Source organism: Streptomyces calvus (assembly GCF_006782915.1).
In the GTDB taxonomy this organism is placed as follows: Bacteria; Actinomycetota; Actinomycetes; order Streptomycetales; family Streptomycetaceae; genus Streptomyces; species Streptomyces calvus.
In genome coordinates this window covers 1-17134 of record NZ_VCNP01000030.1, presented here as the reverse complement: position 1 = coordinate 17134, position 17134 = coordinate 1, and the positions used below count along the sequence as shown (strand labels likewise).

Here is a 17134-nt window from a genome sequence, read left to right as displayed (position 1 = left end):
CTGCCTCCATGCACTCCACGTTACGGAGACGAAGGGGGCAAAGCGTCGCTCCACGGGGCGATCCCGACCCTGGGAATCGTCGGGGTCCTACCCTGAGCCGGCTCCTCCGCGGGAAGGGCGGTGCCGGACGGCAGACCCGCCCGGCGGCGCAGCCAGGAGCGGCCCGCGGGCACCACGGCCGCATGCGCGAGCCCCGCGCCGACCGTGTTCAGCAGCAGCGAGTCGATGTCCACGACCTGGCCCGGCACCGCGGTCTGCAGCATCTCGACGGCCAGCGACACCAGAGCGGTCGCGGCCATCGCGCGGATCAGTGAACCCAGCCCCGAGACGCACAGCCGGCCCCCCGCCACCGGCAGCAGCACCCCGAGCGGCGCGAGCAGCGCCAGCCCTTCGCCGACCCGGCGGACGCCCTCCACCCAGCCCAGCGCGAAGTCGGCCCGGATCCCGTCGAGCGGCCGCCAGTTGGCGGGCATCACCCACGGCACGTCCAGCGGGCGCAGCGTGAACCAGGCGACGAACGCGAGATACGCGGCCAGGAGGAGCCCTCCTGACACACGGAAACGGAACGCGGCGCTGCCGCCGACGAAGCCTTGACGCTGCACGCCCCCCAAGACGCGGCGTTCCGCACGGTCGGTTCCGGGATGTCACCCGTTCACCGGGTGAGGCATGCGCCACAGTGCGGACGCCGCCGGCGCGGTGCCGCCGCGCGGCTCAGTTCCCGGTGGTCTCCGACGACGGCGGCTGCCCGGCGTCGGGACGGGCACGGACCTCGTCCGTGCACTCGTAGCGGCGCGGCCGCCCGTCGTCGGGACCGCCGAGGACCACCGAGCCGTCGCCCTCGGCCGCCGCCGAGTCGGAGAAGGTGCACACGATCTGCGCGAGCCCCGCCGCGGACAGGCTCCCCGGCGCGGTGCTCAGCCGCAGCGTGTCCTCCGGGTCGCCGGGCCGCGGACCGCTCACGGTCGTCCCGCCCCGTACGCGCGTCGTGTACCCGGCTTCCTGCTCGGCCGCCGTCGGCTGCCGGGACAGCTCGTCCAGCAGCCCCTGCGCCACCGTCACCCGCCGCGAGTCCGCCGCCCCGTCCGGCACCCGCACCGTCCGGTCGACGGACACCAGCGACGACCCGCACAGCAGGAACACCCGCACCGGCAGCCCCCGCACGGCCTGCGTGGTCACCTCCGGCTCGGCCAGCGAACAGCTCACCCGCGAGGGTGCGGGCCCGAAGTCGGTCGGCACCTCCGTGGCCCGGATCCCGCACCCGGCGAGCGCGCCACCGAGCACGCCGAGGGCCAGCAGCACCGGCAGCCGGCGTACGGTCCCGCGTCGTACGTCCATTCAGGCGTCCCCCTCAGCGCCTTCGTCCTTGGTGTCGCCGGCCTGCTCCGAGGGGCTCTGCGCCGACACGTCCCGCGGCAGCCGCAGGGTGAACACGGCACCGCCCTCGGGGGAGTTGGCCGCGGTGATCTCACCGCCGTGGATGTGCGCGTTCTCCAGGGCGATGGACAGGCCCAGACCGCTGCCCTCGGAGCGCGGCCGGGAGGCGCTGGCCTTGTAGAAGCGGTCGAAGACGTGCGGCAGGACCTCCTCCGGGATGCCCGGCCCGTGGTCCCGCACCTCGATGACCACCACACCCTCGTCCGCGGCGCCCTCCGGCCCGGCCGCGGTCTCCTCCCGCACCGCCACCCGCACCGGCGAACCGCCGTGCTTGAGCGCGTTGCCGATGAGGTTGGCCAGGATCACGTCCAGCCGGCGCGGGTCGATCCGGGCGTGGATGCCGCGCTCGGCGTCCAGCTCGACCGCGTCCAGCCAGGCCCGCGCGTCGATGCAGGCGGTGATCTGGTCGGCGATGTCGACGTCGTCGAGGACCAGGCGGGCGGTGCCCGCGTCGAAGCGGGTGACCTCCATCAGGTTCTCCACCAGGTCGTTCAGCCGGCGCGTCTCGCTGACCACCAGCCGCACCGCGGGCTCGATCATCGGGTCGATGCCGCCGCCCTCGAACTCCAGCTCCTCCTCCAGCACCTCGGTCACCGCCGTGATCGCGGTCAGCGGGGTGCGCAGCTCGTGACTCATGTCCGCCACGAACCGCCGGGACGCCTCGTCGCGCGCGGCCATGTCGGCGACCCGCTTCTCCAGCGCCTCGGCCGCCTTGTTGAACGTCCGGGACAGATCGGCCAGTTCGTCCGTCCCCGACACCCTGAGCCGGGTGTCCAGCTTGCCCTCGCCGAGCCGCCGGGCGGCCACCCCGAGCCGCTGCACCGGCTTCAGCACCGTCGTGGCGGCGGCGTGCGCGAGCAGCGCGGACCCTATCAACGCGAGACCCGTGGCGATCCCCAGCGACCAGGCGAGCGAGTTGAGGTCCTTGGCCTCGGGCTCCAGCGACTTCAGCATGTAGCCCGTCGGACCGCCGCCGATCACCCGGGTCCCCGCCACCAGGTACGGGACGTCGCTCTCCACGGTCCGCTGCCAGTACAGGCGGTGCGGGTACTTGTTGGTCGCGGTGACCTTCTGCCGCTCGGTCACCGCCTCGCGCAGCGAGGCCGGCACGTCCTGCAGCGAGAAGCCGTTCAGCCCGCCCGAACTGCCGTACACGGTCCGCCCGTCGGGGTTCTCGGCGACCAGCAGCACCGTGAATCCCTGGCCGGTGTTGGCCATCTGACCGGCGGTGCGCTGCAGTTCGTCCTGCGTCGGGTGCTCGGGCAGTGCGCCCGCCCGGTTCTGCATCTCCTGCTCGAAGTCCCGCAGCACCGCGTCCTGCGTACGGGTCAGCACGGACTCGCGGTTCAGCCAGTACGCGATGCCCGATGCGGACACCGCGGCGGTGAGCGCGACCAGCCCGAACACCACGACCAGCCGCAGCCGCAGGCTGGTGAAGCGCAGCCGTGACCAGATCCCCTTGCGTGCCGCGGACCAGCCGCGGCTCCCCCCTTGGTGTTCCTCGGTCACTGAGGCGGATCCAGCCGGTAGCCGACACCGCGCACGGTACGGATCAGCGTCGGGGACGACGGCACGTCTTCGACCTTGGCGCGCAGCCGCTGGACACACGCGTCCACCAGACGCGAGTCGCCCAGGTAGTCGTGCTCCCACACCAGCCGCAGCAACTGCTGCCGGGACAGCGCCTGGCCCGGCCGCCGGCTCAGCTCCAGCAGCAGCCGCAGCTCGGTCGGCGTCAGCTGGAGGTCCTCGCCGTTCTTCGTCACGGTCATCGCCGCACGGTCGATGACCAGGCTGCCGAAGGTCGCCGAGTCGCTGGACTCGCGCTCCCCGCGCCGCAGCACCGCCCGGATCCGGGCGTCCAGCACCCGCCCCTGCACCGGCTTGACGACGTAGTCGTCGGCGCCGGACTCCAGGCCGACCACGACGTCGATGTCGTCGCTGCGCGCGGTCAGCAGGATGATCGGCAACTGGTCCGTGCGCCGGATGCGCCGGCACACCTCGAACCCGTCGATGCCGGGCAGCATCACGTCCAGCACGATCAGATCCGGCCGCTGCTCACGCAGCAGCTTCAGACCGTCCTCACCGCTGGCAGCGGTCGCCACCCGGTGTCCCTGGCGCGTCAGGGAGAGCTCCAGGGCCGTACGGATGGCGTCGTCGTCCTCGATCAGCAACAGGGAAGGCACGGGCTCATTCTGGCCCATGGAGGGCTGCCTGTTCGACCCGTGGACGACAGATGCCCATTGGGCCCGCATACGTGCCGCTACGTGCACCGATTCCTGTGAAGGATCTGTGTTCCCGCCGTGACCGACCCCTGTGACAGGTCTGTGACAGTCGGCGGACACGGCCATGAAGGTCCCCCGGCAAGCTTTTCGGCACAAGCACAACAGCAGGGCCGAACACCGGAAGTCCACGACGGGGGGCGCGAGATGAACACGCTGCACGGCACCATGACCAGCGCAGTGGTCACGCGTCTGCACGACGTGCACCGGGGTTCCGAGAAGTCCGGTGCCGTGAGCGGGCGGGGGTGCGCTCGCGGCACCGGGCGTCAGCACACCGCGATCATGACGGTGGTTGACGCCCCCACGGGGGAGACGCACGGGGGAAACACGTACGGGGAGGGCTCGGGGGAGCGCCGTCAGGCGCGGCAGGCGGACGCCGAGGCGGCGTTCACCGCCTACGTCCAGGAGCGCCGCGCCTCCCTGTACGCCACCGCCTACCACCTGACCGGTGACCGCTTCGAGGCCGAGGACCTGCTGCAGAGCGCACTGTTCTCGACCTACCGCGCGTGGGACCGGATCAGCGACAAGGCGGCCGTCGGGGGTTACCTGCGGCGGACGATGACCAACCTGCACATCAGCGCGTGGCGCCGCCGCAAGCTGAACGAGTACCCGACCGAGGAACTGCCGGAGACGCCCGGCGACACGGACGCGATGCGCGGCACCGAACTGCGCGCGGTCCTGTGGCAGGCGCTGGCCCGGCTGCCGGAACTCCAGCGCACCATGCTGGTCCTGCGCTACTACGAGGGCCGCACGGACCCGGAGATCGCGGACATCCTCGGCATCAGTGTCGGCACGGTGAAGTCCAGCATCTGGCGGTCGCTCCGCCGGCTGCGCGAGGACGAGGTCCTCAGCTTCGGCCGTGACGAGGAGGACGCCTTCGGCGAACTGGTCGCCTGAGGCGGAGGGGGACCGCGGGGACGCCGGGGGGCGTTGCCGCGGGAAGCGGGGGAAGCAAGGGGGAGTCCCGAGGGGGAGCACAACGGGGAGTCCCGAGGGGGAGCACAACGGGGAGTCCCGAGGGGGAGTACAAGGGGGCACGGGGCCTCTGGGATCCGGGGGGATCACGGGGGAGCCAGGGGGAGCAAGGGGGAAACGAGGGAGGGGGAACGGGGGACCGCACGGGGGATGCGAAACAGCGGGACTGGTTGGGCTGGGGGGCCCGTCCAGTCCCGCCTTTCGCGCGCTCGCGCCCTCGCCCCGCCCGCACACGTCACCGCGTCCCGCCGCCGCCCGCCGTCACGGCCCGCGCCCCCTCCGCCCGGAGCGGGCGCCGACGCCGGACCGCCACAGTCCGCGCCCGGCGCGCCCGCGGGGGTCGCCTCGGGCCACCGCGGTCCGCGTCCCGCCCGGCGTGCGGGCCGCGTCAGGCTGCCACGGTCCGCGTCCCGCCGCCGGCACGCCCGGTGCGGGGCGTCGCGGTCACGCCGCCGTGCTCGTCGTCCCGGTCGCCGTACGTCCGGCGACCGCCGCCGAGGCCAGCCGGCCCAGTGCCTCGTCCCGGTCACAGGCGTACGCGCCCAGCGCCGTCTGGCGGGCGATGATCGACCGCTCCTGCCGCATCAGCCGCCAGCCGCGGCGCAGCAGGAACGGCACCGACTTGCGGCCCTCCCTCAGGTCCCGCAGGAAGCGCCGGCGGAAGGTGCGCACCGGACCCCGGCTCAGACACAGCGCGTCCGCCAGCAGCCCGGCCTCGCGGCAGCGGGAGACGATCTCCGCGGCGAACACGCCCTCGGCGATGAACAGCGGTGTCCCCGCGATGTCGACGGTCGCCTCGCCGGTGCGCGCGCTGAGCGCGATGTCGTACACCGGCACCTGCGTACGACGTGTGCGGCACAGCCGTTCGATCGCGGCGACCGCGGTGTCCGCGTCCCAGGAGGCGGGGTGGTCCCAGTCGATGTCGGAGGTGCCCGCCATCAGCGGCAGCGTGGGGTCGTCGCCCTCCTTGTAGAAGTCGTCGAGGCGCAGCACCGGCAGGCCGGAGCGGGCCGCGAGGAGGGACTTGCCGGAGCCGGAGGGGCCGCAGAGCAGCACGACTCGCGCGGATATGGGCGACTGGGAACTCACGGGACACCAGTGTGAGGCATCGTTCGGTCGGTGTACGACCCCGCGGTACGGCTTTGAAGCACGCGTCACACCTCAACTACGCTGCGCACCGACCCGATTACTCCGCGAAGGCGATAGGTGGCAGAACGATGGCCCGACACAAGGCACCCAGGACACCGGCCGCCCGACGCGCCCTGGCCGTCCTCGCGACCGCCTCAGTGGCGCTCGGCGCCGGCGCGGCGACCGCCTCGGCCGCGGACTCCGGACCGCTGCTCGGTGACGCCGGTCGGGTCGCGGGACCCGCTGCGAGCACGGTGGCGGGCACGGTCGCGGGACCGGTCGCCGGACCCGTCGCGGGCACGGTGGCGGGGCTGAAGCCCAACCCGCTGGCCGGCACGGGCGTGGACCCGCTCGACAACGGCGTCGGCACCCAGGTCGCGGACTTCCGGCCGGTGGACTCGCGGGCGGTGACCGGGCCGGTGGCGCAGGCGCCGTCGGTCGGCAGCATTCCGGTGGTCGGACCGGCGTCGGCCCTGCCGGCCCGCTGACGTCCGGTACACGGCGGAGCGCCGCAACCCGCCCGGACGGAGGCGGGGTGCGGCGCTCCGGTTCGTGGGGCGGCCGTCAGTACGCGGAGCCGGAGGCGCCCAGGGAACCCGTCGGGTGCCAGACCGTCTTGGTCTCCAGGAACGCCGTCATGCGGTCCGTTCCGGGATCCGCCGACCAGTTGTCCACAGGCTGTGGACGCAGGACGCGCTTGAGGTTGTCCGCCGCCGCGATCTCCAGCTCCTTCGCCAGCGCCTCGTCGGCGCCGGCCAGGTCGATCGCGTTGACGTCCTGGTGCGCGGCGAGCGGAGCGGCGATCTCCGCCGTCCGGCCGGACAGCACGTTGACCACGCCGCCCGGAAGGTCGGACGTGGCCAGCACCTCGCCCAGGGACAGGGCGGGCAGCGGCGCCTTCTCGGAGGCCACCACGACCGCCGTGTTGCCCGTCGCGATCACCGGGGCGACCACCGAGACCAGACCCAGCAGCGACGACTCCTGCGGAGCCAGCACGGCCACCACGCCCGTCGGTTCGGGCGAGGAGAGGTTGAAGAACGGGCCCGCGACCGGGTTGCCGCCGCCGACCACCTGCGCGATCTTGTCGGTCCAGCCCGCGTACCAGACCCAGCGGTCGATCGCCGCGTCCACCTGTGCCGCCGCCTTCGACTTCGACAGCCCCTCGGCGTCGGCGACCTCCGCGACGTACTGGTCGCGGCGGCCCTCCAGCATCTCCGCGACCCGGTACAGGATCTGGCCGCGGTTGTACGCCGTCGCGCCGGACCAGGCGCCGAACGCCTTGCGGGCGGCGACCACCGCGTCCCGGGCGTCCTTGCGGGAGGAGAGCGGCGCGTTCGCCAGCCACTTGCCCTTCGAGTCCGTCACCTCGTACACCCGGCCGCTCTCGGAACGCGGGAACTTCCCGCCGACGTACAGCTTGTAGGTCTTGAAGACACTCAGTCGCGCGTCAGACATCGAGGTACGCCTCCAGGCCGTGGCGGCCGCCCTCGCGGCCGAAGCCCGACTCCTTGTACCCGCCGAACGGCGAGGTCGGGTCGAACTTGTTGAACGTGTTGGACCAGACGACGCCCGCGCGGAGCTTGTTCGCGACCGCCAGGATGCGCGAACCCTTCTCCGTCCAGATGCCCGCCGACAGGCCGTACGGGGTGTTGTTGGCCTTGGCGACCGCCTCGTCCGGCGTGCGGAAGGTGAGGACGGACAGGACCGGGCCGAAGATCTCGTCGCGGGCGACGGTGTGCGCCTGGGTGACGTTCGTGAAGAGCGTCGGGGCGAACCAGTAGCCGGAGGAGGGGAGTTCGCAGGCCGGGGACCAGCGCTCGGCGCCCTCCGCCTCGCCCCGGTCGGCCAGCGCGGTGATCCGGGCCAGCTGCTCGGCGGAGTTGATCGCGCCGATGTCGGTGTTCTTGTCCAGCGGGTCACCGAGACGCAGGGTGGACAGGCGGCGCTTGAGGGAGTCCAGCAGCTCGTCGTGGATCGACTCCTGGACGAGCAGGCGGGAGCCCGCGCAGCAGACCTGGCCCTGGTTGAAGAAGATGCCGTTGACGATGCCCTCGACGGCCTGGTCGATCGGGGCGTCGTCGAAGACGATGTTGGCGCCCTTGCCGCCCAGTTCCAGCGTCAGCTTCTTGCGGGTGCCCGCGACCGTACGCGCGATCTCCTTGCCGACGGCGGTGGAGCCGGTGAAGGCCACCTTGTTCACGTCCGGGTGCGCGACGATCGCGGCGCCCGTGTCGCCGTAGCCGGGAAGGATGTTGACGACGCCCTTCGGCAGGCCCGCCTGACGGCAGATGTCCGCGAAGAACAGGGCGGAGAGCGGGGTCGTCTCGGCGGGCTTGAGGACCACCGTGTTGCCCGTCGCGAGCGCCGGGGCGATCTTCCACGCCAGCATCAGCAGCGGGAAGTTCCAGGGGATGACCTGGCCCGCCACGCCGAGCGGACGCGGGTTCGCGCCGAAACCGGCGTGGTCCAGCTTGTCGGCCCAGCCCGCGTAGTAGAAGAAGTGCGCGGCGACCAGCGGGAGGTCCGCGTCGCGGGTCTCCCTGATCGGCTTGCCGTTGTCGAGGGTCTCGAGGACGGCGAGCTCGCGGCTGCGCTCCTGGATGATCCGCGCGATGCGGAACAGGTACTTCGCGCGCTCGGAGCCGGGCAGCGCCGACCACTTCTCGAACGCCTTGCGGGCCGCCTTCACCGCGCGCTCCACGTCCGCCTCGCCCGCCTGCGCGACCTCGGAGAGGACCTCCTCGGTGGACGGGGAGACGGTCTTGAAGACCTTGCCGTCGGCCGCCTCCACGAACTCGCCGTCGACGAACAGGCCGTACGACGGCGCGATGTCGACGACCGAGCGGGACTCGGGGGCCGGGGCGTATGCGAATACCGATGCCATGGTGATCAGTCCACCGTCACGTAGTCGGGGCCGGAGTAACGGCCGGTGGCCAGCTTCTGGCGCTGCATCAGCAGATCGTTCAGCAGCGAGGAGGCGCCGAAGCGGAACCAGTGGTTGTCCAGCCAGTCCTCACCCACCGTCTCGTTCACCAGCACCAGGAACTTGATCGCGTCCTTGCTGGTGCGGATGCCGCCGGCCGGCTTCACACCGACCTGGACGCCGGTCTGCGCACGGAAGTCGCGCACGGCCTCCAGCATGAGCAGGGTGTTGGCCGGGGTCGCGTTGACGGCGACCTTTCCGGTCGAGGTCTTGATGAAGTCCGCACCCGCGAGCATGCCGAGCCAGCTCGCCCGGCGGATGTTGTCGTACGTCGACAGCTCGCCCGTCTCGAAGATGACCTTCAGGCGGGCGCTCGTCCCGCAGGCCTCCTTCACCGCGGTGATCTCGTCGTACACCTTCCGGTAGTTCCCGGCGAGGAACGCCCCGCGGTCGATGACCATGTCGATCTCGTCCGCACCGGCGGCGACGGCCTCGCGGACGTCCGCCAGCTTGACCGCCAGCGGGGCGCGGCCGGCCGGGAACGCGGTGGCGACCGAGGCGACCTTGACGGTGGAGCCCGCGACGGCCTCCTTGGCCGTGGCCACCATGTCGGGATAGACGCAGACCGCGGCCGTGGCGGGCGTCGCACGGTCGGTCGGGTCGGGATGGACCGCCTTCGCGCCGAGCGCCCGGACCTTGCCCGGGGTGTCCGCGCCTTCCAGCGTCGTCAGGTCGACCATCGAGATGGCGAGGTCGATGGCGTACGCCTTCGCGGTCGTCTTGATCGAGCGGGTGCCGAGGGAGGCGGCACGCGCCTCCAGGCCGACCGCGTCGACGCCGGGCAGCCCGTGGAGGAAACGGCGCAGCGTGCTGTCGGACGCGGTGACGTCGCTGAGAGCGTGTGGTGCAGTGGTGGGCATGGTCACCAGACGAGCATATCTACGCGCGTAGCGGCTGTACAGCCCCCGCAGCGGATCCGGCCGGGCCCCACGCCCGGATCCTGCCGGGCCCTACGCCCGGATCCCGCCCGGCCCTACGCCCGGATCCCGCCCGGCCCCACGCCCGGATCCCGCCCGGCCTCCACTGCGTACGGGGCCCCGCGAGGCGTCGTGCAGAATCGGGGGCATGACGACCCCCGAGCAGCAGCCGCCGGAGCCGGAGCCCACGAAGCCCTCCGGCCCCACGGCACCCCAGTACCAGGACCGGATCTACCGCTCGCCCGCGGGCCTCGCCGGCGGTGCGCTGCTGCTCGCCGTCATCGCCTGGCTCGGCATCGACGCCGTCGTCTCCGGCCAGGGCCGCACCCCGTGGCTGGCCCTCGCCGTGATGCTGCTCCTCGTCCCCCTCGTCGTCGCCTACACCCTGCGCCCCGCCGTGTACGTGAACGACGACCGGCTGCGCATCCGCAACCCGTTCCGCGTGATCGTGCTGCCCTGGGGCCGGGTCGCCTCGCTCAGGTCCGGGTTCTCCAACGAGGTCCTCACCGAATCCGGCGCCAAGTACCAGCTCTGGGCGCTCCCCGTCTCGCTGCGCGCACGCAACAGGGCCGCCCGGCAGGAAGCACGGGCAGCGGCGCAGGCCGCCCGCGGCGACCAGGGCGGGCGGGGCCGGGGCGGCGCCGGCGCGTACGGACCCGGAAGCGTGCCCGACGGGCCCCGGCGGGCCGAGAGCGACCGGGCGATGGACGAGATGCGCGAACTGCACGAACGGCGGCAGGAGGCGGAGGCCGCGCAGGGCGAGGTGACCGTGCGCTGGGCGTACGAGATCGCGGCGCCGGCAGTGGCGGGAGCGGTGCTGCTGGCTGTGTTGCTGGCGGTGGGCTGAGAGCGGAGGGCTTCCGGCCCGGTGGGCTGGGAGTGGGGTTCTGCCGGCCCGGTGGGCTGAGAGTGGGTTTGTCGGCCCGGTGGGCTGGGAGTGGGGTTCTGCCGGCGCGGTGGGCTGTGCGCGGGGTGCTGTTGGCGGTGGGTTGAGAGCGGCGGGGTGGGCGGAGGTCGTGTGGTCTCCGCCCACCCCGGGGTTCGTCAGATGCCGGCTGCTACGGACAGGTCCTGCTTGAGCCTCTCCAGGAGCGCCGTCGCCGTCGAGCGGGCACCGGGCAGGTCCTCCCGCGAGGCCACCGGGACCACCACCTCCAGGTAGCACTTCAGCTTCGGCTCCGTGCCGCTCGGACGGACCACGACCCGGGCGCCGTCCAAGGTGTAGCGCAGACCGTCGGTGGGCGGCAGCGCGTCCGTGCCCTCCGTCAGGTCCTCGGCGCCGGTGACACGCAGGCCCGCCAGCTCGGTGGGCGGCTGCTCGCGCAGGCGGCGCATCGCCGACGCGATCAGCGAGAGGTCCTGCACGCGGACCGACAGCTGGTCGGTGGCGTGCAGACCGTGCTCCACGGCCAGGTCGTCCAGGAGGTCGAGAAGCGTGCGGCCCTCCGCCTTCAGTTCCGAGGCCAGCTCGGTGAGGAGCAGCGCCGCCGTGATGCCGTCCTTGTCGCGCACGCCGTCCGGGTCGACGCAGTAGCCGAGGGCCTCCTCGTAGCCGTAGCGCAGGCCCTCGACCCTGGCGATCCACTTGAAGCCGGTCAGCGTCTCCTCGTACGGCAGGCCGGCCTTCTCGGCGATGCGGCCGAGCAGGCTGGACGACACGATCGACTCGGCGAACGTGCCGGTCGCTCCACGGCGGACCAGGTGCGCGGCGAGCAGCGCACCGACCTCGTCGCCGCGCAGCATGCGCCAGTCGGCGCCGTCCTTCACGGCGGCGGCGCACCGGTCGGCGTCCGGGTCGTTGGCGATGACCAGGTCGGGATCCGTCTCACGGGCCTTCGCGAACGCCAGGTCCATCGCGCCGGGCTCCTCCGGGTTGGGGAACGCGACGGTGGGGAACTCCGGGTCGGGCTCGGCCTGCTCGGCCACGAGGACCGGGGCGGGGAAGCCGGCGCGGGCGAAGGCGGCGAGCAGGACGTCCTTGCCGACGCCGTGCATCGCCGTGTAGACGGTACGGGCGGTGCGGGGCGAGCCCTCGGCGAGGACGGCGTCCGTGCGGGCCAGATAGGCGTCCAGGACGGTGTCGTCGAGGACCTCCCAGCCCTCGGTGGGGCGGTCGACCGTGCTGAGGGCGGGGACGGCCGCGATCTCGGCGGCGATCTCGGCGTCCGCCGGAGGGACGATCTGCGAGCCGTCGCCGAGGTACACCTTGTAGCCGTTGTCGCGGGGCGGGTTGTGGCTGGCGGTGACCTCCACGCCCGCGACGGCGCCGAGATGCCGTATGGCGAAGGCGAGGACGGGAGTCGGGAGGGGGCGGTCCAGGACGGCTGCCCTGAGGCCCGCGCCGGTCATGACGGCGGCGGTGTCGCGGGCGAAGTCGGCCGACTTGTGGCGGGCGTCGTAGCCGATGACGACGAGGCCGGGCGTGCCGTCCGCCCCGGTGGGGCTGTGCTTCCTGAGGTACGCGGCGAGGCCGGCGGCGGCGCGGATGACGACGGAGCGGTTCATGCGCATCGGGCCCGCGCCCAGTTCGCCGCGGAGGCCGGCGGTGCCGAACTGGAGGGTGCCGGCGAAGCGGGCGGCGAGCTCGGCGTGGTCCCCGGCGTCGATGAGGCGGGCGAGTTCCTCGCGGGTGTCCGGGTCGGGGTCCTCGGCCAGCCACGCCTGGGCCTGTGCGATGAGGGCGTCGTGTTGCACTGGGTGATCGGCCTCTCTCGTTCGTCGATCGTCAGGGGTGCGGGTCGGTGGGGGTGCGGGGTGGGTGCCTGCGGCGCGGAGGGCTGTTCGGTGGGGGCTGGGGTAGTGCCTGGGGTCGGTGGTGGGTCGGGGCCGGGGCGGGGGTGTCCGTCCTCGGACCGGCGCGGAATGGGGTGTGGGAGGGGGTGGGGGCGTTGACGCGCCAGTCGCTGCGGGCGGACACCCCCGCCCCGGCCCCTTCCCGCCGTACGCGTCCGTGCCGCCGTCCCCGGTGGGGGATCGTGTTCCCCGGGGGGACGATTGCCGCCGTACGTGTCTGTGTCGCCGTCCCTGGTAGTTGAGGGGCGGCGTACGTCCCTGGTTTACAGGCGGCCGAGGACCTGGGCCAGCAGGGAGCCCATGCGGGTGGCGGAGTCGCGGCCTGCCTGGAGGACCTCCTCGTGGTTGAGGGGCTCGCCCGTCATGCCCGCGGCCAGGTTGGTGACCAGCGAGATGCCCAGGACCTCCGCGCCCGCCTCGCGTGCGGCGATGGCCTCCAGGACCGTGGACATGCCGACGAGGTCCGCGCCGATGACGCGGGCCATGCGGATCTCGGCCGGGGTCTCGTAGTGCGGGCCCGGGAACTGGGCGTAGACGCCCTCCTCCAGGGTGGCGTCGATCTCCTTGCACAGGGCGCGCAGGCGGGGGGAGTAGAGGTCGGTGAGGTCGACGAAGTTGGCGCCGACGATGGGGGAGGTGGCCGTGAGGTTGATGTGGTCGCTGATGAGGACCGGCTGGCCGGGGCGCATGCCCTCGCGCAGGCCGCCGCAGCCGTTCGTCAGCACGACCGTCTTCGCGCCCGCCGCCACCGCGGTGCGCACGCCGTGGGCGACGGCGGCCACGCCGCGGCCCTCGTAGTAGTGGGTGCGGCCCAGGAAGACCAGGGCGCGCTTGGCGCCGATCCGGTACGAGCGGACCGTGCCTCCGTGGCCCTCGACCGCCGGCGGCGGGAAGCCGGGCAGCTCCGTGACCCGGAACTCGGCCTCGGGGGCACCGAGGGCGTCCACGGCCGGAGCCCAGCCGGAGCCCATCACGAGGGCGACGTCGTGGGTCTCGGCGCCCGTGAGTTCGCGCAGGCGCGCGGCGGCGGCGTCGGCTGCGGCGTAGGGGTCGCCCTGGATGTCGTCCGGAAGAAGAGAAGCGTTCACGCGACGAGGGTAGCCGGTATTCGCCTACGCGCGTAGATGCCGGAGTGCACGGGTTGCCGATCGTTGTCTTGTCGTTTCCGACCGAGCGGCCTCAGCAGGGGCGCTTGCGCAGCTCCATCACGTAGTCGTGGGGCGCGCCCGCGGACTCGGCGGCGTCGGCGATCTCGCCCAGGTAGCGGGCGGAGGGCAGGCCGCCCTCGTAGGAGTTCAGGACGTACGTCCAGGCCGGCTCCTCGCCGTCCAGGGTGTGCACGCGGACCCGGGTGCGGCGGTAGAGGTCCAGGTCGCCCGCGCCCTCCCAGCGGTCCAGGGGCTCCTCGTCCATCGGGGCGATGTCGTAGAGGGCCACGAACACCTGCGAGATCGGGTCCTCGACGAGCGTGGCCAGCGCACCCTCCCGGCCCTGCCACAGGCTCTCGCCCCCGAACGTCAGCCGCCACCCGTTCAGCCAGCCGGTGGCGCGCAGCGGCGAGTGCGGTGCGCGGCGGGACATGAGCCGCGCGTCGAGGTTGCCGGCGTACGCGGCGTAGAGCGACATGGGGGAAGGGTACGGCAGCGGCGGGCGGGCACCTCCGGTAACGGCGGGGCCACGGCCGGGGCCCCCGGGCGGTCGCACGGTGAAGTGTGCGGGACAATGGAGTACGTGACTCGGATCGTGATCATCGGTGGCGGACCCGGCGGATACGAAGCGGCGCTGGTCGCCGCGCAGCTCGGCGCGGAGGTGACCGTCGTCGACTGCGACGGCCTGGGCGGGGCGTCGGTGCTGACCGACTGCGTGCCGTCCAAGACCCTGATCGCCACGGCCGAGGTGATGACCACCTTCGACTCCTCGTACGAGGAACTCGGCATCATCGTCGCCGACGACACCCCGCCCATGGAGCAGGCCGCCCGGGTGGTCGGCGTCGACCTGGGCAAGGTGAACCGGCGCGTGAAGCGGCTGGCGCTGGCCCAGTCGCACGACATCACCGCGTCCGTGACGCGCGCGGGCGCCCGGGTGATGCGCGGACGCGGCCGGCTCGAGGGCATGCAGGCGCTCGACGGGTCGCGCAAGGTCGTGGTGCGCGCCGCGGACGGCAGCGAGGAGACGCTCACCGCGGACGCCGTGCTGATCGCCACCGGCGGACACCCGCGCGAGCTGCCGGACGCCCGCCCCGACGGCGAGCGCATCCTGAACTGGACCCAGGTGTACGACCTCGACGAGCTCCCCGAGGAGCTGATCGTGGTCGGTTCCGGCGTCACCGGCGCCGAGTTCGCCGGCGCCTACCAGGCGCTGGGGTCGAAGGTGACGCTCGTGTCGTCCCGCGACCGGGTGCTGCCCGGCGAGGACCCGGACGCCGCCGCGGTCCTGGAGGACGTCTTCCGGCGGCGCGGCATGAACGTCATGGCACGGTCCCGGGCGCAGTCCGCGAAGCGGGTCGGGGACCGGGTGGAGGTGACGCTGGCCGACGGCCGGGTCATCACCGGCTCGCACTGCCTGATGGCCGTCGGCGCCATCCCGAACTCCGAGGGCATGGGTCTGGAGGAGGCCGGTGTCCGGCTGCGGGAGTCGGGCCACATCTGGACGGACAAGGTCTCGCGCACCACGGCGCCCGGCGTGTACGCCGCCGGTGACGTGACCGGTGTCTTCGCCCTCGCCTCCGTGGCCGCCATGCAGGGCCGCATCGCCATGTACCACTTCCTCGGCGACGCGGTGGCCCCGCTGAACCTGAAGACCGTCTCGTCCAACGTGTTCACCGACCCCGAGATCGCCACCGTCGGCTACTCCCAGGCCGACGTCGACGCGGGCAAGATCGACGCGCGGGTCGTGAAGCTGCCGCTGCTGCGGAACCCGCGGGCGAAGATGCAGGGCATCCGCGACGGCTTCGTCAAGATCTTCTGCCGGCCGGGCACGGGCATCGTCGTCGGCGGTGTGGTCGTGGCGCCGCGCGCCTCGGAACTCATCCACCCGATCTCGATCGCGGTCGACAACAATCTGACCGTCGAACAGATCGCCAACGCCTTCACCGTGTACCCGTCGCTGTCCGGCTCGATCGCCGAGGTGGCACGGCAGTTGCACACGCGCAAGACCGGCGCGGAGGCCTGACGGCAGCTCGTCGAGGGCTTATACCACTTGGTGCGGGCGGGTGCGAACAACTTCTGCTATTCAGCGCAAACTGCTGAAAGCAGACGGTCGCTGGCGTTACTGTCAGTTTCGTGTTCGCTGCAGAACGTCGCCAATTGATCCTCGAAATGGTGCGAGCGAACGGGGCCGTGTCGCTCCGTGAACTCGCCCGCGTCGTCCAGACCTCCGAAGTGACCGTACGGCGGGACGTGCGCGCGCTGGAGGCAGAAGGACTCCTCGACCGCCGGCACGGCGGTGCGGTACTGCCGGGCGGTTTCACGCGGGAGTCCGGCTTTCCGCAGAAGTCACATCTCGCGACCGCCGAGAAGACCGCCATCGCCGACCTCGCCGCGAGCTTCGTGGAAGAGGGCGAGGCGATCGTGGTCGGCGCGGGTACCACCACGCAGGAGCTGGCCCGCCGGCTGGCCCGGGTCCCCGGGCTGACCGTGGTCACCAACTCCCTCCTGGTCGCCCAGGCCTTGGCCCACGCCAACCGGGTCGAGGTCGTGATGACCGGCGGTACGCTCCGCGGTTCGAACTACGCCCTCGTCGGCAGCGGAGCCGAGCAGTCCCTCCAGGGCCTGCGGGTGTCCAGGGCGTTCCTCTCCGGAAGCGGCCTGACCGCCGAACGGGGGCTGTCCACGTCCAACATGCTGTCGGCGTCGGTCGACCGGGCACTGGTGCAGGCCGCGGCCGAGGTGGTCGTCCTCGCCGACCACACCAAGCTCGGAACGGACACCATGTTCCAGACGGTGCCGACGGACCTGATCACACGTCTGGTGACGGACGAACCACCCGCGCACGACGACCGGGCCGGTACGGAGTTGCAGGCGCTGGCCGACCAGGGCGTACAGATCGCCGTAGCCGGGGCCGCGGGAAATGAGGGCGGCGGTCCGGCCGGGGTCCGCCAGCGCCGTGACGTACCGCTCCCGGGCCCACGCCGACAGGGCCTGCGTACGGCCGTAGCACTGGGACCCGCCGGCGAGCAGGGCCAGGCCCCCGAACAGCAGCGATCCGCCCGGGTGGCGGACCTGCGCCGCAGATAACACCCGACCGGCGAGAGCGAGCGCCCAACGGAACGATCGCCCACGGCGCGGAGGTGCCCGATCGGCCGACGGAACGATCGCGCACGGTGGGCGGAGAGTGCCCGATCGACCGGCGGAACGATCGCCCACGGCGCGGAGGGCGCCCGATCGCCCGACGGGACGGTCGCGCACCGCGCGGAGGGGCCCGATCGGCCGACGGAACGATCGCCCACGGTGCGGAGGCTGCCCGATCGCCCGACGGGACGATCGCGCACCGCGCGGAGACTGCCCGATCGCCCGACGGGACGGTCGCGCACGGTGCGGAGGGGGTGGGGTGGGGGTGTCCGCCCGCAGCGACTGGCGCGTCCACGCCCCCGCCACTGAAGCCCCCTATTCCGCGCCGGTCCGAGG

General features: G+C 72.8%; 16 protein-coding genes. 5 read left to right on the top strand and 11 right to left on the bottom strand.

Translation table 11 applies throughout. The features are described from left to right. Window positions 1-20: 20 nt before the first annotated feature. The 4 genes from FGW31_RS12635 to afsQ1 form a co-directional block, all read right to left on the bottom strand. Window positions 21-602: a VanZ family protein gene (locus tag FGW31_RS12635; RefSeq protein ID WP_142193521.1), complete on the bottom strand. Its 582-nt coding sequence runs from the start codon at window positions 600-602 to the stop codon at window positions 21-23. 109 nt (window positions 603-711) lie between these two features. Next, entirely contained in the window at window positions 712-1335 is a 624-nt protein-coding gene (locus FGW31_RS12630; protein ID WP_142193520.1) for a hypothetical protein, read from the bottom strand. Beyond that, window positions 1336-2943: a sensor histidine kinase gene (locus FGW31_RS12625; RefSeq protein ID WP_142193519.1), complete on the bottom strand. Its 1608-nt coding sequence runs from the start codon at window positions 2941-2943 to the stop codon at window positions 1336-1338. It abuts the gene before it with no gap. Further along, entirely contained in the window at window positions 2940-3617 is a 678-nt protein-coding gene (gene afsQ1 / locus FGW31_RS12620) for a two-component system response regulator AfsQ1 (protein WP_006133375.1), read from the bottom strand. Before afsQ1 ends, FGW31_RS12625 begins: the two co-directional genes overlap by 4 nt. A gap of 243 nt (window positions 3618-3860) precedes the next feature. Here afsQ1 and FGW31_RS12615 point away from each other — a divergent pair, with 243 nt between their 5' ends. Further along, a complete protein-coding gene (locus FGW31_RS12615) occupies window positions 3861-4610 on the top strand; it encodes a SigE family RNA polymerase sigma factor (RefSeq protein ID WP_142193517.1) in 750 nt (249 codons plus the stop codon). 522 nt (window positions 4611-5132) lie between these two features. On the opposite strand, the gene FGW31_RS12610 is transcribed toward FGW31_RS12615, so the two are convergent. Beyond that, window positions 5133-5846 (bottom strand): uridine kinase family protein, encoded by a 714-nt coding sequence (locus FGW31_RS12610; RefSeq protein WP_142193516.1) that lies wholly within the window; start codon window positions 5844-5846, stop codon window positions 5133-5135. A gap of 59 nt (window positions 5847-5905) precedes the next feature. Between FGW31_RS12610 and FGW31_RS12605 the strand changes: the two genes are divergently transcribed. Then, a complete protein-coding gene (locus tag FGW31_RS12605; RefSeq protein WP_142193515.1) occupies window positions 5906-6304 on the top strand; it encodes a hypothetical protein in 399 nt (132 codons plus the stop codon). A gap of 76 nt (window positions 6305-6380) precedes the next feature. Here FGW31_RS12605 and FGW31_RS12600 read toward each other — a convergent pair whose 3' ends face one another. Genes FGW31_RS12600 through deoC form a run of 3 tightly spaced genes read right to left on the bottom strand, consistent with a single transcriptional unit; the run spans window position 6381 to window position 9659 of the window. After that, window positions 6381-7271 carry an aldehyde dehydrogenase family protein gene (locus tag FGW31_RS12600; protein ID WP_142193514.1) on the bottom strand — a complete coding sequence of 297 codons (891 nt, stop codon included), beginning with the start codon at window positions 7269-7271 and terminating at the stop codon, window positions 6381-6383. After that, entirely contained in the window at window positions 7264-8700 is a 1437-nt protein-coding gene (locus tag FGW31_RS12595; RefSeq protein WP_142193513.1) for an aldehyde dehydrogenase family protein, read from the bottom strand. The genes FGW31_RS12600 and FGW31_RS12595 overlap by 8 nt, the downstream gene beginning before the upstream one ends. A gap of 5 nt (window positions 8701-8705) precedes the next feature. Beyond that, window positions 8706-9659, bottom strand: coding sequence for a deoxyribose-phosphate aldolase (gene deoC / locus FGW31_RS12590; protein ID WP_142193641.1), 954 nt, complete (start codon window positions 9657-9659; stop codon window positions 8706-8708). 205 nt (window positions 9660-9864) lie between these two features. Here deoC and FGW31_RS12585 point away from each other — a divergent pair, with 205 nt between their 5' ends. After that, the gene (locus FGW31_RS12585; RefSeq protein ID WP_142193512.1) at window positions 9865-10563 is read left to right on the top strand and encodes a PH domain-containing protein; all 699 of its coding nucleotides are present in this window, start codon (window positions 9865-9867) and stop codon (window positions 10561-10563) included. 197 nt (window positions 10564-10760) lie between these two features. Here FGW31_RS12585 and FGW31_RS12580 read toward each other — a convergent pair whose 3' ends face one another. The 3 genes from FGW31_RS12580 to FGW31_RS12570 form a co-directional block, all read right to left on the bottom strand. After that, window positions 10761-12410, bottom strand: coding sequence for a phospho-sugar mutase (locus FGW31_RS12580; RefSeq protein WP_142193511.1), 1650 nt, complete (start codon window positions 12408-12410; stop codon window positions 10761-10763). A gap of 362 nt (window positions 12411-12772) precedes the next feature. Next, window positions 12773-13597, bottom strand: a complete 825-nt coding sequence (locus FGW31_RS12575) for a purine-nucleoside phosphorylase (RefSeq protein WP_142193510.1) — start codon at window positions 13595-13597, stop codon at window positions 12773-12775. A 91-nt stretch (window positions 13598-13688) separates the two neighbouring features. After that, window positions 13689-14135 carry a gamma-glutamylcyclotransferase gene (locus FGW31_RS12570; RefSeq protein ID WP_142193509.1) on the bottom strand — a complete coding sequence of 149 codons (447 nt, stop codon included), beginning with the start codon at window positions 14133-14135 and terminating at the stop codon, window positions 13689-13691. Between the two features lie 96 nt (window positions 14136-14231). On the opposite strand from FGW31_RS12570, the gene FGW31_RS12565 reads away from it, so the two are divergent. Both FGW31_RS12565 and FGW31_RS12560 read left to right on the top strand, forming a co-directional pair. Then, on the top strand, window positions 14232-15680 hold the full coding sequence (locus tag FGW31_RS12565; protein WP_142193508.1) for an NAD(P)H-quinone dehydrogenase: 1449 nt from the start codon (window positions 14232-14234) through the stop codon (window positions 15678-15680). A 110-nt stretch (window positions 15681-15790) separates the two neighbouring features. Then, window positions 15791-16744, top strand: coding sequence for a DeoR/GlpR family DNA-binding transcription regulator (locus FGW31_RS12560; RefSeq protein WP_142193507.1), 954 nt, complete (start codon window positions 15791-15793; stop codon window positions 16742-16744). Window positions 16745-17134 lie beyond the last annotated feature (390 nt).

What these genes read in the sequence shown, in the direction of transcription:
- FGW31_RS12630 (WP_142193520.1), bottom strand. Translation starts at nt 1,335, where the DNA reads ATGGACGTACGACGCGGGACCGTACGCCGGCTGCCGGTGCTGCTGGCC.
- FGW31_RS12615 (WP_142193517.1), top strand. Translation starts at nt 3,861, where the DNA reads ATGAACACGCTGCACGGCACCATGACCAGCGCAGTGGTCACGCGTCTG.
- FGW31_RS12605 (WP_142193515.1), top strand. Translation starts at nt 5,906, where the DNA reads ATGGCCCGACACAAGGCACCCAGGACACCGGCCGCCCGACGCGCCCTG.
- FGW31_RS12600 (WP_142193514.1), bottom strand. Translation starts at nt 7,271, where the DNA reads ATGTCTGACGCGCGACTGAGTGTCTTCAAGACCTACAAGCTGTACGTC.
- FGW31_RS12595 (WP_142193513.1), bottom strand. Translation starts at nt 8,700, where the DNA reads ATGGCATCGGTATTCGCATACGCCCCGGCCCCCGAGTCCCGCTCGGTC.
- deoC (WP_142193641.1), bottom strand. Translation starts at nt 9,659, where the DNA reads ATGCCCACCACTGCACCACACGCTCTCAGCGACGTCACCGCGTCCGAC.
- FGW31_RS12585 (WP_142193512.1), top strand. Translation starts at nt 9,865, where the DNA reads ATGACGACCCCCGAGCAGCAGCCGCCGGAGCCGGAGCCCACGAAGCCC.
- FGW31_RS12570 (WP_142193509.1), bottom strand. Translation starts at nt 14,135, where the DNA reads ATGTCGCTCTACGCCGCGTACGCCGGCAACCTCGACGCGCGGCTCATG.
- FGW31_RS12565 (WP_142193508.1), top strand. Translation starts at nt 14,232, where the DNA reads ATGGAGTACGTGACTCGGATCGTGATCATCGGTGGCGGACCCGGCGGA.